This window comes from Aquimarina sp. AU58 (assembly GCF_900312745.1).
Taxonomy (GTDB): Bacteria; Bacteroidota; Bacteroidia; order Flavobacteriales; family Flavobacteriaceae; genus Aquimarina; species Aquimarina spinulae.
Window position 1 is genome coordinate 3,270,263 of sequence record NZ_OMPD01000014.1, and the last position, 15,963, is coordinate 3,286,225.

The window sequence follows — 15,963 nt, forward strand, 5'->3', positions numbered from 1 at the left end:
CTAGTGATAAACAAATAAGAAATGTTATTAAATGATCGTATCAAAGCTTTTTCTGAATTAGGAAAGTTTCTTAGTCAATTCAAATCCACTGGTTATGAGAAGGTTAATACCATTTATCATAACGATGATTTTTTTGATAAAATGCTTCATAAAATTACTACTGCCGTACATCATAATGGGTGGTTTACAGAAGAAAATGTACTTTTTTCTCTAGAACAATGGAGTAATGCTCTTACCGAGAATAGTTTAAAAGATTGGTTGTCTCCTTATACATTAGAAAAAATAGAACCAAAAACTGTCGGTATTGTTATGGCAGGGAATATACCATTAGTAGGTTTTCATGATTTTCTTTCTGTATTAATTTCTGGGCATCACGTTTTGGTAAAACAATCTTCTAATGATAATCAGTTGTTACCTTTTTTAGCTTCGTATCTAATAGCGGTAGAACCTCGATTTGAGGCATCTATTAAATTTACTTCAGAAAAATTTAAAAATTTTGATGCAGTAATTGCCACCGGAAGTGATAATACTTCTCGATATTTTGAATATTACTTTGGTAAAGTACCCAACATCATACGCAAAAACAGAAATTCTGTTGCCATTTTAACAGGAAATGAGACCAAAGAACAACTCGAGGTACTAGGTAAAGATATTTTTAGATATTATGGATTGGGATGTAGAAGTGTATCAAAACTAATGGTCCCAAAAGGGTATGATTTTGATTCTTTTTTTAAAGCTATTTATCCATATCATGATGTCATTAATAGTGCAAAGTATGCTAATAATTATGATTACAATAAAGCAGTTTACTTAATGAGTAATTACAAATTATTTGAAAACGGCTTTTTAATGCTCAAAGAAGACGAAAGCTATGCTTCCCCTATTGCAACCTTGTTTTATGAAACCTATGATTCTAAAGATCAGTTAAGCAAAAAAATTAAGAGTGACAGCGAAAAGATCCAGTGTGTTGTAGGCCTTGATTTTTCTCCAGAATGTATTGAATTTGGAGAAACGCAAAGCCCTCAACTTTCAGATTATGCAGATGGTATAGATATTATTGAGTTTTTGACAAAAATTAATTAAATAATTTATCATTTTGATAATGATTTTGTATCATATTATTAGCACCTTTGTAGCGTTTTTTCTAACGCTGTTTTTAGAGTAAAGAAAAAACAACGAAACCATACTATTTAACAACAATAAAACTACTAATGAAACTGATACAATTAGATAACCGTTAACGTAAATAGTTATACGAATTTTAATTGTTGAAGATTCCATGTGGCCATTAAAAACAACAAACATTAGCACATGAAAAAGCATAATTTTAGCGCTGGACCCTGTATTTTACCACAAGAAGTATTTAAAGAAGCATCACAAGCAGTGTTAGATTTTAACAACTCTGGTCTTTCTATTCTGGAGATATCGCATCGTAGTAAGGATTTTGTAGATGTTATGGAAGAAGCCCGCAGTTTGGTTTTAGAATTACTAGGTTTAGAAGGAAAAGGGTATAAAACACTTTTTCTTCAAGGTGGAGCAAGTACTCAATTTCTTATGACTGCCTATAATTTATTACAAACAAAAGCCGGGTATCTAAATACAGGAACCTGGAGTGATAAAGCTGTAAAAGAAGCTAAGCTTTTTGGTGAGATCGTAGAAGTTGCTTCTTCAAAAGATTCAAATTTTAATTTTATTCCCAAAGGGTATAATATTCCTAAAGGATTAGATTATTTACACCTAACCAGTAATAATACTATTTTTGGTACACAACTTAAAGATTTTCCTTCTACCGATACGACTCTTGTATGTGATATGAGTAGCGATATCTTTTCTAGACAGATGGATTTTTCTCAATTTGATTTAATTTATGCTGGTGCTCAAAAAAATATGGGTCCTGCAGGAGCTACTGTTGTAGTAATTAAAGAAGATATTTTAGGAAAAGTAAACAGACAAATTCCTTCTATGCTTGATTATCAAACACATATTAGCAAAAGTAGTATGTTTAATACTCCGCCTGTGTTTTCGGTATACACATCAATGCTAACCTTAAAATGGATTAAAAAATTAGGTGGTATTTCGGCAATAGAAGAACTTAATGAAAAGAAAGCTAAGCTTATTTACTCTGAAATAGATGTAAATCCATTATTTGAAGGTTTTGCTGCAAAAGAAGATAGATCAATGATGAATGCTACATTTAAACTTTTAAATGATGATCTTAAAGAAACTTTTGATGCTATGTGGAAAGAAGCAGGAATTAACGGAATTAACGGTCACAGAAGTATTGGAGGATATAGAGCTAGTATGTACAACGCATTAAGCCTTGAAAGTGTTGCTACTCTTGTAGATGTAATGGGTGATCTAGAACGTAAAGCGTAAAATATTCTAACAATAATCATTTAAGACAAGTCAAATTAATAGGACTTAATATTCAAAATTTAAAACTTGAAAATGAAAGTATTAGCAAACGACGGAGTATCTCAAAGCGGAATTGAAGCTTTAGAAAAAAAAGGCTTCGAGGTTTTAACAACTACAGTAGCTCAAGATCAATTGGTTAATTATATTAACGAAAATGAAATTTCTGTACTACTTGTGCGTAGCGCAACAAAAGTAAGAACAGATATTATTGATAATTGTCCTTCTCTTAAGATTATTGGCCGTGGTGGTGTAGGAATGGATAATATTGATGTAGCATATGCCAGAGAAAAAGGATTACATGTAATTAATACTCCGGCAGCTTCTTCTGGGTCTGTAGCAGAGTTAGTTTTTGCACATTTATATGGTAGTGTGCGTTTTTTACATGATTCTAACCGTAATATGCCTCTCGAAGGAGATAGTAAATTCAAAAACCTAAAAAAAGCATACGGTAGTGGTATCGAATTAAGAGGAAAAACCCTTGGAGTAATAGGTATTGGGCGAATCGGACAAGCAACTGCAAAAATTGCAATTGGAGTTGGAATGAATGTTATTGCTTATGATCCTTTTATTGAGGAAGTAGAAATACCATTAGAGTTCTTTGATGGGCAATCATTAACGTTCAAAATCAAAACTGTATCCAAAGAAGAGGTGCTTAAAAATTCTGATTTTTTCACACTACACGTTCCTGCACAAAAAGAATATGTGATCGGGAGTTCTGAAATCGAACAAATGAAAGATGGTGCAGGAATCATTAATGCTGCAAGAGGCGGCGTAATCGATGAAGTAGCATTGGTAGAAGCCTTAGAAAAAGGAAAATTAGGTTTTGCAGGACTTGATGTATTTGAAAATGAACCTAGCCCGGCAATCAAAGTATTGATGAATAATAAAATATCGCTAACACCGCATATTGGTGCAGCTACAGGAGAGGCACAAGATCGTATTGGGCAAGAATTAGCTGAACAAATTATTAAGATTCTAAACTAGATATAAAATATAAATTGCATAATAAAAGAGCCGTCTCAATCATTGAGACGGCTCTTTTATTTACTTTTTATCCTGTAAAATGGTTTTTTATCCCATTTTCATCAAAATAAAATGAGTTAATAATTCTAATTCTGGTATTAAAAATGTAAATTTAGATTCATTAAAAAATATTTACAATGTCAGGAATTTTAGATCTATTAAATAGCCCAATGGGCAAGCAAATTATCAACGGTGTGAGCTCACAAACGGGTCAATCCCAAGATAAAACTGGGGACCTATTAAGTATGGCTATGCCGGTACTTATGGGTGCAATGCAACGAAATGCATCTACACCTGAAGGAGCTTCGGGATTATTAGGAGCATTAACTGGTAAGCATACAGGTGGGATTTTAGATAATTTAGGAGGTTTATTTGACGGTGGTGTTGATCAAAGTGTTACTAATGATGGAGCTGGTATTCTAGGCCATATTCTTGGAAATAAACAACCTGCAGTAGAAAATGCTTTAAGTCAAAAATCAGGAATCGATGCTGGTTCTGTGGCTCAAATACTAAAAGTTGCCGCTCCAATTCTTTTAGGAGTATTAGGAAAACAAGCTAAACAAAATAATGTAAACGATGCTAGTGGATTATCAGGTTTACTAGGTGGTATGTCTGGTGGTGGTACCAAGCAACAATCATTGATAGAATCTTTCTTAGATGCAGATGGTGACGGAAGTATTCTTGATGATGTTGCCGGAATGCTATTAAGTAGTGGAGGAAAGAAAAAAGGAGGTCTTGGAGGGCTGCTTGGTGGTCTTTTTGGAAAATAATACTCCTATCCAATAAGTCAAATAATATAATTTTTATTATTTTGATGTATCAAAAGAAAGGGCTTATTAAAGTTGTATCACTTTAATAAGCTTTTATTTTAACCAACGATCTTCAATATGAAAAAATTACTAATTTTAGTAGTGTTTCTATATTACACAAGCACTATTGCTCAAATCGATGCTAATGCACTACTAGGATTGCCAGGAGCTACCACAACCGATATAAATGGTATTAGTACGGCTACAATACAAGAAGGATCTTTAGTCTTCGATACAGTTAAAAAAAAGGTATTTCAATTTAATGGAACAGAATGGAAAGAATTACTCGAATCTCCATCTGTATTCGCTAAAACCGGAAATTATACTCTTGTAGATACTGACAATCATAATATACTAACTTTTAATAGTACTACAGATGTTACATTAACAGTTCCTGCAGGACTTCCTATAGGGTATAATGTTAGTATCTATCAACTGGGAGCAGGAAAAGTAACTGTCACAGGAGCCGCGGGGGTTACTATAAAAAATAGATTATTACGGTTTAAGACAGCAGGATTAGATGCAGGAGCCGGTATCGTATGCACAGCAACCAATACATTTCATATCACTGGGGATTTAAAAAGAAATTAATGACATGGCAAGATTATTACTTTACATAGGCCTGTTTTTTTCTGGCCTTGGTTATTGTCAAATTGGTCAATACAATAACTTCCCTACGATGAGACCATCTCATATCCTAGATGAAAAACTTACCAATATTAGCTTTGCTTTTTCATTAAGGGTACTAGAATCTGATTATAATGGTCCTCTTATACGCCTAAGAAGAGATAGTGATAACGCCCAGCAAGATTTTGGTTGGGGCGATAATGATATTGTAGATGTAACAGCAATAGATGCCTGGAGAGGTGCTGCAAACGTATTTGTTGTTACATGGTACGATCAAAGTGGTTTGGGTAGAGACGCTATTCAGAACACCAATGCATTTCAACCTCGGTTTATAACCGATCCTGCTAGACCTTATTTTTTTGGAGATGGTAATAATGATCGATTAGATATTAATACAAGTATTCAAATTCTTACTAACGCAGGAGTTAACGGTTCTGTTTTTACAGTTTTATACTCTACTTCTAATAATCAGTTTTCATTCGGTACCAGGCAACCTGGTGTTAATAGAAATCGATGGTCTATTCATGTAAACTGGACAAACAATAGAGTTTATTTTGATTCTGGAATTTGTTGTAGTGAACCTGTGCGGTGGGCCTCTAATACTAATAATCAATGGCAACAATTCTCTTTTATTCGCGCTAATGTTGTACAGACAATTCGACGATCTGGTACTATTCTTAGGACCGGAAACTATACTTTGGGTCGTTGTACTGCAACAAATGGTGCTGGTATCCTATATTCTAATGGGGCCAATCGCGAATTTGCCACGAATCGATTTACCGAATTAGTTATGTATAGCATGGATATTAATCTCACCGACATTCAGGAAATTGAACAAGACCAGGTTGATTTCTGGAATTTATAATTTCTACAACACTATCGTATTCTTTTTTTAGATATATTTATAAGATTATGAAATGAGCGTAAACAAATTTCATCATTGCATACCAACCGATATGATTATATTTTTTGTGCGAATTCCTGAATGTGCAGAAATTTTTAGTTTCTTCATTTTTAGTAAACTATAAAATTTTAAACAGATGAAAAATTGTATTTATATATTAATCATAGGAATATTCATTTATAGCTGTTCTACAACCAAAAACAGAAAAATTGATGTAGCTACTACCGATATTGCTTCGGATACCATAAGGATCGCAAATGATAGCCTGGAATATGAAATTATTATCATCGAACCTGGGTTTAATGCATGGCTGGTAACTCAGAGACCAAGAGGTTTCTATTCTGAAACATTTTTAGAAACCAGAAACCGTATCTATGTTACAGAATATAATCAAAGAGTGATGCAACCACAGCAATTTGATCCTAATTTATATCTTCAGCGAATCAATTATGAATATGCAACTCATTATGGTTATGAAGTAAACTATCTTCTATATAATTACTTTCTATATTTTGAGCAGCGATATCGACAACGATTTATTGCAACAAGGGGGCGACGATTTTGATTTCCATTCTTTTTAGTTGTATTTTTGTGACATGCAAAAATTTAAGGAACGTTGGGAAATAAAGGATAATTGGCAATTAATCTTTCCTATATTAGGACTGCTAAGTCTAGTATTCTCGTCTTATCTGATTGGAAAATATATTCTAAAATTATTACCAATTGCCCAAAACGATAGCATTTATATTGGTGTACTATCTGCGATAATAATTTTTCTATCTTCATTATTTCTTTTTATAACCTTAAAACTTTTTAATGTTCTCGAAACAAAATGGAATGTTTCTTATCGATGGGAACTTATTGCCATTTTTATTGCGTTTGCTGTAACGGGTTCTACTGCTGCCCGTGTTTCTGATCCTATACTTACTTTTATAGGACTACATAGGGATACAACAAATGGTTGGTTGTATTGGCCTGCAAGAATATTATTGATATTTCCTGTATATCAAATATTACTTATTATCGTAGGGTGGCTCTTTGGGCAGTTTAAATTTTTCTGGGATTTTGAAAAAAAGATGTTAAGTAGAATGGGGTTTGCTCGTTTCTTTAAAGATTAAGAAATATCTACATCAATAATATCTTTTACTTTTTCTTTTTTAACCACATACGTATATACCCACATAATAGTAAACGTTGGTATAATATCTAAACCTGGTAAAGCTTCTTCTACAAAGGTAAATACCCCAGCAGCCTTACCAACATTACCTTTATACATTCTGGTCATTAACCAACCCGCCAAAGGAGCCCATATCACATCTGCAAACTCCCCTACTCCAGGAATCACATAGGTAATCATCCCTAAGCCATCGAAAAGTAAACTTAATCCAAGTTTTTTATATTTATCTTTTGCCATATTTAATACATAATTTATAGTTTAATATACAATAAATAAAGCAAAGAGTATTCCAAAAATTTGTTATCCCAGATCTGCTGTAATTAATCTCAAAAACTCTGATCGGGTCTCTATTTTTTCAAATTGTCCTCTAAAACCAGAAGTAGTTGTTACAGAATTTTGTTTCTGTACTCCACGCATCATCATACACATATGAGAAGCTTCAATTACCACAGCAACACCTTTAGGTTTTAAGGTAGTATTGATACATTCTAAAATATCATGAGTAAGTCGTTCTTGCACTTGTAATCGTCTGGCAAAAACATCAACAATTCTAGGTAACTTACTTAGTCCAACTATATAACCATCAGGAATGTAAGCAATATGCGCCTTACCAAAAAATGGTAGCATATGATGTTCACATAACGAATACAATTCAATATCTTTAACTATTACCATATCGTCATAACCTTCCTTAAACATAGCGCTTCTCAGAATTTCGGCAGGATCCTGATGATATCCTTGTGTAAGAAATTGCATTGCCTTTGCTGCTCGCTCAGGAGTTTTAACTATCCCCTCTCTCTTTGTGTCTTCACCCAGATCTTCAATAATAGATTCAAATTTCTCTTTTACTTCTTCGGTTACTTTTATGTTATATTCCTCAAAATTTTTATATAGCATAGCAATTAATTCTATTTTTCTTTTTTCAATTTGTTTTTAAAGGTAGTATTTAATTTATTAAGTTTTGGATTTATCACAAATTGACAATATCCCTGGCTACTGTTTTGGTTATAATAATCCTGATGATATGTTTCGGCATTATAAAATGCTCCTAATGCCGTTACCTCTGTAACAATGGGATTATCAAAAACAGATTCATCCTCAAGTGTTCTAATTACTTGTTCTGCGGTCTGTTGCTGTTGTTCATTGATATAAAAGATAGCACTTCGATATTGTGTGCCGCGATCTGCTCCCTGGCGATTTAAGGTTGTAGGATCATGTGTAGCAAAAAACACTTCAAGTAATTCTTGATAGCCGATACATTTGGGATCATATTCAATTTTAATTGCTTCGGCATGCCCCGTTCTTCCTGTTGTTATTTCGCGGTATGCGGGATTCTTAATTGATCCTCCTGTATACCCAGATACCACTTTCACGACTCCTTTTAAACGCTGAAAAACTGCTTCTGTACACCAAAAACAGCCGCCAGCAAATACTGCTGTTTCAAAATTATTTTCTTCCATAACTATTTAGTCGTCTTTTTTTCAACGAAAATACATATATGCGACTCTATTTTTTGCTTTTTAACTTTTCGTTAGTACCACATCTCCTAATACAAGCCTAGTTTTGCAACTAATCAAAAAAGTAAGGTTTTTATTACAATTTTATGAATATACAATTACATTCAAAAGCTTATGCTATACTTTTACTTTTCATTACATTACAATCTTTTGCTCAAGAAAGAAAGGAAATTATAGCAGAAAGAATAAATAATCCTCCAAAAATTGATGGTGTTCTTGATGATGATGTATGGAAAACCCTTCCGGCTCATGGTAATTTTCAGATGTGGCAACCCGGAAACGAGGGTGAAATACCAAAAGAGATACAATCTGAAGTAAAAATGGCGTATGACAATAAAGCTGTTTATTTTGGTGTCTACTTATATGATGATCAACCCGATACAGTATTACGCCAATTTAGCCAGCGAGATGATATATTTGTTCAGACCGATCATTTTAGTATCGCAATAAACACCTACAATGATGGAGTTAATGAAACCCGTTTTTATATCACCAGTGCTGGTACTATTGGTGATGCTAGAGCAGATCAATTCAATGAAGATTTTAGTTATAATGTAGTTTTTGATGCTAAAGTTTCTTTTGATGACCAAGGATGGTATGCAGAGTTTAAAATACCATATAATGCATTACGTTTCCCAGAAGTGGATATACAGGATTGGAGTATCAACTTTTATAGAAGATCTCTGAGTCGAAATCAGACGCATACCTGGAACTTTATTGATAATAAAATTGGGCAACGTACACAATATAATGGTTTGGTTAAAGGCGTAGAGAATGTTAACCCTCCTGTAAGACTTACTTTTTTTCCATTTGTACAAGGTCTGGTATCACACTCTGATGGAGATACCGAAACTGATTTTAGTGCAGGGATGGATGTAAAATATGGGTTAAGTGATAGCTTTACATTAGATGCAACTCTAATCCCGGATTTTGGGCAAGCAGCTTTTGATGAAGTTCGTCTTAATTTAGGACCGTTCGAACAAACTTTTGGAGAAAACAGGCAATTCTTTACTGAAGGTACAGAATTATTTAACAAAGGAAATATTTTCTTTTCCAGAAGAGTTGGTGGTAAACCCTCTACATCTATATCAGACGATGACCTTAATACAAATGAAGTTGCAGAAGATACTCCTTCTAAAGTAAATCTCCTTAATGCCTTAAAAATTTCGGGAAGAACAAAAGGAAACCTAGGTATCGGTTTTTTTAATGCGATTACAGAAAAAACAGAAATTCGAATTACCGACACTATCACTGGCGCTGTTCGCAAAGAAATAGTTGAACCCATATCGAATTATAATATTTTTGTGTTGGACCAACAGTTTAATAAAAATTCTTCTGTTTCCTTAATTAATACCAATGTAACTCGTAGTGGTAGCAAGTTTAGAAATGCAAATGTAACTGGGTTGGTTTGGAATCTTGCCAATAAGGCAAACTCTTATCGCGTGACTGGAAGATCTTTGGTTAGTCACGTAAATTCTCCAGGAGACAATATTGGTGGTTTTGCGTCAGAGCTTGATTTTGATCGTATTAAGGGTAAATTTAGGTATGGTTTTGGCCATGATTTGGCAAATACGACGTACAACATTAATGATTTAGGAGTAAATTTCAGGAATAATTTTAATAATTTTAGAGTAAGCGCTTCCTACCAAATCTTTGAACCTAAAGGATTATTTAATACCTATCGTATTAATGTTTTTGCAAGACATAGACGACTATATGATCCTAGTATCCAAACACAAAATTCTATAGGTGCAGATTGGTTTTTTGTGACCAGAAAACGATTTGGTTTTGGTGGAAGAGGATCTTACAACTCTAAAAATCAAAACTACTTTGAACCTCGTGTAGACGGAAGGTTTGTTACTTTTAGTCGAAGTATTGGTGGTAGAATGTTTGTTTCTTCTGATTATCGAAAAAAGTTCGCCTATGATATTAGTGCCGGAACAAGGCAATGGTTTGGTGATGGACAAAAGATATATAGAATAGAAATTTCTCCCAGATATCGATTTTCTGATAAATTATTAGTGATATGGAGATCAGAATACTATAATCGCCCAAATAATTTTGGATATGTTGATGATGATGGCACAGATGTATTTCTAGGACAGCGAGATATTATTTCGCTAGAAAACTCTCTAAGTGCAAGTTATAATTTTGACCCATACAAAGCTGTAAATTTACGTTTCCGAAACTTCTGGAGTACTGCTGATTATTCTGATAATGTATTTTACATTTTGAACGAAAACGGATCCAGAACTCAAATTGATTATGATATTTCAGAAGATAATCCCAATACCAATTTTAACATTTGGAATCTGGACTTAAGTTTTAATTGGAGATTCGCTCCTGGTAGTGAAGCTACTCTACTCTATCGCAATCAAATTTTTAATGATGATGAGTTATCTACCTTAAATTACACACAAAGCCTTGATAATTTGTTTAACAAACCTATTAAGCATACACTATCGCTAAGAGTGGTCTATTTTCTTGATGTGAATAATTTAAAGCGTTCTTCTAAAGGATAATCTTGGGGATTCTAATGATATTGATTACTTTCACTCCTTCAAGTATAGAAAACGGATGATCAAAGCTAATAATATTCATAAAAATTATGGAGACCTCCATGTGCTTAAAGGGGTAGATCTTCATATTAAACAAGGAGAAATTGTTTCTATCGTTGGTGCTTCTGGTGCAGGAAAAACGACATTGTTACAAATTTTGGGGACATTAGATCGTGTTAGCGAAAAAAAAGACTGTGAGTTATCGATTAATGAATCCAATATTAATACATTATCTCAGAAACAGCTTTCAAAATTTAGAAACGAACAACTTGGTTTTATTTTTCAATTTCACCAGTTATTACCAGAATTTACTGCACTAGAAAATGTATGTATTCCTGCTTTCATAAAAAAAACTCCAAAAGCCAAGGTAGAAAAAAGAGCCAAAGAACTCTTAGATTTCTTAGGGCTTTCTCATCGATATGATCATAAACCTAGTGAATTGTCGGGAGGAGAACAACAACGAGTTGCAGTGGCCAGAGCACTAATCAATAATCCAAAAGTGATTTTTGCTGATGAGCCATCTGGAAATCTAGATAGTGAAGCTGCAGAAAATTTACATCAATTATTTTTTAAGCTTAGAGATGAATTTGGGCAAACCTTTGTTATTGTAACGCATAATCAAGAGTTAGCCGATATGGCGGATAGAAAGCTGGTTATGGTAGATGGTAAGATTGTAGGGTAAATCCGGTGGCATATAACAGACCATATCTATACTATGAATATTATTTCAGGACGGGACAAAAAAAATAAAAAGGCTGCATAATTAATTATACAGCCTTTTCTTAATAAATTTCAAAGTTCTTAATAATTTTATATTAGTATATATATTGGAGAGCAGCTACATCCCCACTACTAAAACGACCAGTAGCTCCAAATGCTCCACATGAAATCATGATTGATGATCTATCTACGCCTGTTGGAGTTCCTGGGATATGAATAGCACCATCTTGTCCTTGTCCTTCATTTTGACCATTATCACATGATCTAGCAAACCAGTCTGTATGACGTAAACCAATACAGTGCCCCATTTCGTGAGCAATAACATGTTTAGAATAAGTTACACCTCTACTACCTACACTAGGTCCGATTCTTGCCCACTTGTAAGGTCTTCCTCCTGAAGGAAATCCAGCTAATCCACCAGCACCTAGGTCTCCACGTACATAAACTACTATATCTGCTGCTTGATAATTAGTACCAAAACTAAGACTCATTCTAATCGTTAACCCTAAACTGTTATAGCTGTTTACCGCTTGTCTTAAACCTTCTTGTGCAGCTTGGTTTAATCCATTACCACCACCACCTGTGTATCCTAATACTGTGATTGTACGGAGAGAAACAAGATTTCTTGTTCTATATTGCTTCATTCCATTATCCAAGGCCTCCAGGCTTGGCTGGTCTGCAAGTCCTGCAACTGGTATTCCTAGATCTGTACCATTAACGAAGTAGTCTTCACTACTCCCATCCAAATCTGTAACCGTTTTAACAGTCACATTATTTGTATTAACCCCCATGCTTTCTAACTTAAGAAGTTGTTCTTTTGTAGGAGTATTATTTATTTCATTTACTTCTGCAGCAACTTCTTCTTTTTGACAAGAAGTAATGCATCCTGCCACGATAGCGCTAAGCGCTAATAATTTGATAGTTTTCATATTATTAAGTTTGTTAATTTGTGTGAGTCAACAAAAACCAAAAGGTTTTCTATCATCTCGATTAAAAAAATTAGGTATTAAGAACCTTGAAATCTTAATACTAGTTAGAGTATGTAATCTGTATTGTTCTAAATGAAGCTGTTTAAGCATATCGCTAAACAACAAAGTATAAACCGGATAGAGGCTAAAACGACCTCATATGAATCAAAATTTGGAAAGTTACTTTTTGATTGTTCCTCAATAAGAATTTTTAAATCTCAACTTTTAGGTTTTCAAAATGGTCCCTAAGAATCCTAAAATTATATTTAAAAAAAATATTCCGGTTTATAACTTTGTAGCAACCAAGAATTTAATCTATAGCTATCCTATAGACTATTGCTTACATTAGTAAAAACAAAACTGGAATACTGTTGAATAGTGTTTTCATAAGTTGAATGTTTGTGTAAATTAGTTGATGCTAAATTCCACAAAAAAAGAACTCAAATCAATAATTAGATGTCTTTAATCGTGATTTAAGACATCCTAAATCACGATTGAAGACATTCATAAAAAAGCACTAAACATAGTAAAAATAAGAGGTAGAAGCGTTTTGATCAATTACAATAAACTTATGAAAAGGGAAACAAATTAAAACACGAAAAGACTGCCTTTTCAGGCAGCCCATTCTAAAAAAAATCAAAGTTCTTAATAACTTTATATTAATACATGTACTCCAATGCAGTAACGTCATTTCTATTTAGAGTCCCATTTTGAGGGTTTCCTTGCGCTGGACAAGAAATCATCAAAGATGTGATATCCACTCCAGTTGGAGTTCCAGGAATATGAATAGCTCCATCTGCACCTTGACCTTCCGGTCTACCATCACATACTCTTCGCTGCCAATCTGTATGACGTAATCCTATACAATGCCCCATTTCATGAGCAATAACATGTTGAGTATACGCAACTCCTCTATTTTTAACACTAGGCCCGATTCTCGCCCACTTGTATGGTCTTCCACCAGAAGGAAATCCCGCTAATCCGCCAGCTCCTAAGTCACTTCTTACGTATACTACTAAATCAGCAGCCTGGTAATTGGTACCAAAAGTAAGTCTCATGTTAAGAGAAGTATTTAAACTATTGTATCTATTAACAGCTCTCTGTAATGCCTGTCTTCCTGTATTTGACAGTCCATTACCACCACCACCTGTATAACCCAATACATTAATTGTACGGTTATTACTAGAAACAAGGTTTCTTGTTCTATACTGCTTCATTCCGTTATCCATAACCCCTAAGCTTGGCTGATCTGCAAGTCCGGCAACTGGTATTCCTAGATCTGTACCATTAACAAAGTAGTCTGCACTACTTCCATCCAGGTCGGTTACCGATTTTATAGATACATCTTCTGTATTAACTCCCATGCTTTCTAACTTAAGAAGTTGTTCTTTTGTAGGAGTATTATTCATTTCGTTTACTTCTGCGGTAACTTCTTCTTTTTGACAAGAAGTAATGCACCCCGCGACTATAGCGCTTAGCGCTAATAATTTGATAGTTTTCATATTTTAAGTTTGTTAATTTGTGTGAGTCAACAAAAACCAAAAGGTTTTCTATCATCTCGATTAAAAAAATAGATATTAAGAACTTTGAAATCTTAATACAATTAAGAATATGCATTCTGTATTGTTCTAAATAAGGCTATTTAGGCTATAGCCAAACAACAAAGCATAAACCGGATGAGGTTAAAAAGACCTCGTATGAATCAAAATTTGGAAAGTTTTTTGATTGTCACTCACTCAATAAGAAATTTTAAATCTCAACTTTTAGGCTTTCAAAATGATCCCTAAGAATCCTAAAATTATATTTAAAAAAAATCCGGTTTATAACTTTGTAGAAATCAATTATATAATCTATGATTTACCTTTAATAAATTCTTTAGTTTGTATAGGTAACTAGAATTGGAATACTGTTGAATAGTGTTTTCATAATAAGTCGATTGTTTGTGTAAAATTAGTTGATGCTAAATTCAAAAAAAAAAACGCACAAATCAACAAACAGGTGTCCCCTAACATGATATAGGATGTCTTAAATCATAATAATAAACATATAAAAATAAGATAATCAGTCATCTGCGTTTTTTGCATATGATGAAGGGGAGACTCCAACAATATCTTTGAAATTTTTGTAAAAAGATGCTCTAGAATTAAAACCTACCTCATTAGCTATTGCAGAAATGCTAAATTTTTTATGTCTATCCATAGACAAAAGCTGTTTAAATTCCTCTATCCTATAATAATTGATATAATTATTGAAATTTTTGTGTTCTATCTTATTAATTGCTTTAGAAATTAGCCTTTCTGGCAACTTTATCTCTTTGGCGAATGTTTTTAAGGTAATTGAAGGATTTAAATATGCTTTGGTTTCCATCATATATTCTTCAATAATCTTTACAATATTTTCTAATTCTGCCTTAGTTTCTTTTTCTTCTACTTTGGGAGAAATCATATTTATAATATTAACCTGTACCAGACTCGCAATGGTAACATAATAGAGAGAAAGTAAAAGAATAGTATTCATCAAATACCTATAAGACTTTTCACTAATAAAAAAGTTCAATGAGTTCCCCGAAAGATTAAAAAGGATACAGATAATACAAAAAACAGTTAACCAATTTAATGATTTGTTTTTGGTGATTTCATAATGATAAGGTAATTGTTTTTTATGTTTATTATTAATTTTAATAATCATAACAGACATCGTTACGATATAGATACCGCCAACAATGTTCATTATTTTGCCAAAATACGTTTCTTTTAAAGTGGTATGTATTTCTGGGTTTTGCAGTACTAAAAGAAAAAATACTGACAAAAATAAGAACTCTATGATTGCAGGGATATAGTAATAAAATTTTCGCTTTATATAAATTCCTGCCGTTTCTACTGCATAGAAGAACAAAAAACTCATACTTAACAAGTTAAATCGAAGTGGGTGATAATAAACAGCAGGATGTCTCACATATTTAAAAACAAAATACATTGACATCTCAACACATAAAGTAACAAAAAACAATCCCAGATATCTATTAATATGTACTTTTTTAGATCGGTAAAAAAGAAGAATAATAGTAATAACTAACGTTTGTAAGCCACTTATTAAAAATAAATAATCTATAATTTTCATCTCAAGAATCTTTAAATAACAAAAAACCACTGACTGTTATTAATATAGATCAACAGAAATGCCTATATGTCTTGTAACATAATAAAAACTATCTTGTTAATGGTATTAAAATAGATAAACTTTTT

Annotated in this window: 16 protein-coding genes; 10 read left to right on the top strand and 6 right to left on the bottom strand. The window is 33.0% G+C overall.

The window, feature by feature from the left end; genetic code table 11:
• Positions 1–21 precede the first annotated feature (21 nt).
• From DK441_RS25565 to DK441_RS25600, 8 genes are all read left to right on the top strand, one after another.
• Positions 22–1,083, top strand: a complete 1,062-nt coding sequence (locus DK441_RS25565) for an acyl-CoA reductase (RefSeq protein WP_025665579.1) — start codon at positions 22–24, stop codon at positions 1,081–1,083.
• 228 nt (positions 1,084–1,311) lie between these two features.
• Positions 1,312–2,376, top strand: coding sequence for a 3-phosphoserine/phosphohydroxythreonine transaminase (gene serC, locus DK441_RS25570; protein WP_074406038.1), 1,065 nt, complete (start codon positions 1,312–1,314; stop codon positions 2,374–2,376).
• A 72-nt stretch (positions 2,377–2,448) separates the two neighbouring features.
• Positions 2,449–3,399 carry a D-2-hydroxyacid dehydrogenase gene (locus DK441_RS25575; protein WP_025665577.1) on the top strand — a complete coding sequence of 317 codons (951 nt, stop codon included), beginning with the start codon at positions 2,449–2,451 and terminating at the stop codon, positions 3,397–3,399.
• A 176-nt stretch (positions 3,400–3,575) separates the two neighbouring features.
• Positions 3,576–4,208: a DUF937 domain-containing protein gene (locus tag DK441_RS25580; RefSeq protein WP_109853373.1), complete on the top strand. Its 633-nt coding sequence runs from the start codon at positions 3,576–3,578 to the stop codon at positions 4,206–4,208.
• A gap of 117 nt (positions 4,209–4,325) precedes the next feature.
• Complete coding sequence (locus DK441_RS25585; protein WP_109853374.1) at positions 4,326–4,838, top strand: hypothetical protein; 513 nt, start codon at positions 4,326–4,328, stop codon at positions 4,836–4,838.
• 4 nt (positions 4,839–4,842) lie between these two features.
• Positions 4,843–5,739: an arabinofuranosidase catalytic domain-containing protein gene (locus DK441_RS25590; protein WP_109853375.1), complete on the top strand. Its 897-nt coding sequence runs from the start codon at positions 4,843–4,845 to the stop codon at positions 5,737–5,739.
• Positions 5,740–5,914: 175 nt separating this feature from the next.
• Positions 5,915–6,343, top strand: a complete 429-nt coding sequence (locus DK441_RS25595; protein ID WP_109853376.1) for a DUF6146 family protein — start codon at positions 5,915–5,917, stop codon at positions 6,341–6,343.
• 31 nt (positions 6,344–6,374) lie between these two features.
• Positions 6,375–6,896 (top strand): DUF6787 family protein, encoded by a 522-nt coding sequence (locus DK441_RS25600; protein WP_074406032.1) that lies wholly within the window; start codon positions 6,375–6,377, stop codon positions 6,894–6,896.
• Here DK441_RS25600 and DK441_RS25605 read toward each other — a convergent pair.
• The 3 genes from DK441_RS25605 to msrA form a co-directional block, all read right to left on the bottom strand.
• Positions 6,893–7,192, bottom strand: a complete 300-nt coding sequence (locus tag DK441_RS25605; RefSeq protein WP_074406031.1) for a hypothetical protein — start codon at positions 7,190–7,192, stop codon at positions 6,893–6,895. The genes DK441_RS25600 and DK441_RS25605 overlap by 4 nt on opposite strands.
• 63 nt (positions 7,193–7,255) lie before the next feature.
• Positions 7,256–7,852 (bottom strand): GTP cyclohydrolase I FolE, encoded by a 597-nt coding sequence (gene folE, locus DK441_RS25610; RefSeq protein ID WP_025665570.1) that lies wholly within the window; start codon positions 7,850–7,852, stop codon positions 7,256–7,258.
• An 11-nt stretch (positions 7,853–7,863) separates the two neighbouring features.
• Entirely contained in the window at positions 7,864–8,415 is a 552-nt protein-coding gene (gene msrA / locus DK441_RS25615; protein ID WP_109853377.1) for a peptide-methionine (S)-S-oxide reductase MsrA, read from the bottom strand.
• A 143-nt stretch (positions 8,416–8,558) separates the two neighbouring features.
• Between msrA and DK441_RS25620 the strand changes: the two genes are divergently transcribed.
• Together DK441_RS25620 and DK441_RS25625 are read left to right on the top strand one after the other, a co-directional pair.
• Positions 8,559–10,994, top strand: coding sequence for a DUF5916 domain-containing protein (locus DK441_RS25620; RefSeq protein WP_109853378.1), 2,436 nt, complete (start codon positions 8,559–8,561; stop codon positions 10,992–10,994).
• 55 nt (positions 10,995–11,049) lie between these two features.
• Complete coding sequence (locus DK441_RS25625) at positions 11,050–11,712, top strand: ABC transporter ATP-binding protein (protein ID WP_025665567.1); 663 nt, start codon at positions 11,050–11,052, stop codon at positions 11,710–11,712.
• Between the two features lie 133 nt (positions 11,713–11,845).
• Here DK441_RS25625 and DK441_RS25630 read toward each other — a convergent pair whose 3' ends face one another.
• The 3 genes from DK441_RS25630 to DK441_RS25640 all read right to left on the bottom strand — a co-directional run bounded on the left by DK441_RS25630 (position 11,846) and on the right by DK441_RS25640 (position 15,838).
• A complete protein-coding gene (locus tag DK441_RS25630; protein WP_109853379.1) occupies positions 11,846–12,679 on the bottom strand; it encodes a M57 family metalloprotease in 834 nt (277 codons plus the stop codon).
• Positions 12,680–13,377: 698 nt separating this feature from the next.
• On the bottom strand, positions 13,378–14,220 hold the full coding sequence (locus DK441_RS25635; RefSeq protein WP_109853380.1) for a M57 family metalloprotease: 843 nt from the start codon (positions 14,218–14,220) through the stop codon (positions 13,378–13,380).
• A gap of 559 nt (positions 14,221–14,779) precedes the next feature.
• Positions 14,780–15,838 carry an AraC family transcriptional regulator gene (locus DK441_RS25640; RefSeq protein WP_109853381.1) on the bottom strand — a complete coding sequence of 353 codons (1,059 nt, stop codon included), beginning with the start codon at positions 15,836–15,838 and terminating at the stop codon, positions 14,780–14,782.
• Positions 15,839–15,963 lie beyond the last annotated feature (125 nt).

Bases quoted from the DNA above. Each gene is read 5' to 3' on its own strand.
- DK441_RS25620 (WP_109853378.1), top strand. From the start codon at position 8,559: ATGAATATACAATTACATTCAAAAGCTTATGCTATACTTTTACTTTTC.
- DK441_RS25575 (WP_025665577.1), top strand. From the start codon at position 2,449: ATGAAAGTATTAGCAAACGACGGAGTATCTCAAAGCGGAATTGAAGCT.
- DK441_RS25565 (WP_025665579.1), top strand. From the start codon at position 22: ATGTTATTAAATGATCGTATCAAAGCTTTTTCTGAATTAGGAAAGTTT.
- DK441_RS25580 (WP_109853373.1), top strand. From the start codon at position 3,576: ATGTCAGGAATTTTAGATCTATTAAATAGCCCAATGGGCAAGCAAATT.
- DK441_RS25640 (WP_109853381.1), bottom strand. From the start codon at position 15,838: ATGAAAATTATAGATTATTTATTTTTAATAAGTGGCTTACAAACGTTA.
- DK441_RS25635 (WP_109853380.1), bottom strand. From the start codon at position 14,220: ATGAAAACTATCAAATTATTAGCGCTAAGCGCTATAGTCGCGGGGTGC.
- DK441_RS25625 (WP_025665567.1), top strand. From the start codon at position 11,050: ATGATCAAAGCTAATAATATTCATAAAAATTATGGAGACCTCCATGTG.
- DK441_RS25585 (WP_109853374.1), top strand. From the start codon at position 4,326: ATGAAAAAATTACTAATTTTAGTAGTGTTTCTATATTACACAAGCACT.
- DK441_RS25605 (WP_074406031.1), bottom strand. From the start codon at position 7,192: ATGGCAAAAGATAAATATAAAAAACTTGGATTAAGTTTACTTTTCGAT.
- serC (WP_074406038.1), top strand. From the start codon at position 1,312: ATGAAAAAGCATAATTTTAGCGCTGGACCCTGTATTTTACCACAAGAA.
- DK441_RS25595 (WP_109853376.1), top strand. From the start codon at position 5,915: ATGAAAAATTGTATTTATATATTAATCATAGGAATATTCATTTATAGC.
- folE (WP_025665570.1), bottom strand. From the start codon at position 7,852: ATGCTATATAAAAATTTTGAGGAATATAACATAAAAGTAACCGAAGAA.
- DK441_RS25630 (WP_109853379.1), bottom strand. From the start codon at position 12,679: ATGAAAACTATCAAATTATTAGCGCTTAGCGCTATCGTGGCAGGATGC.
- DK441_RS25600 (WP_074406032.1), top strand. From the start codon at position 6,375: ATGCAAAAATTTAAGGAACGTTGGGAAATAAAGGATAATTGGCAATTA.
- msrA (WP_109853377.1), bottom strand. From the start codon at position 8,415: ATGGAAGAAAATAATTTTGAAACAGCAGTATTTGCTGGCGGCTGTTTT.
- DK441_RS25590 (WP_109853375.1), top strand. From the start codon at position 4,843: ATGGCAAGATTATTACTTTACATAGGCCTGTTTTTTTCTGGCCTTGGT.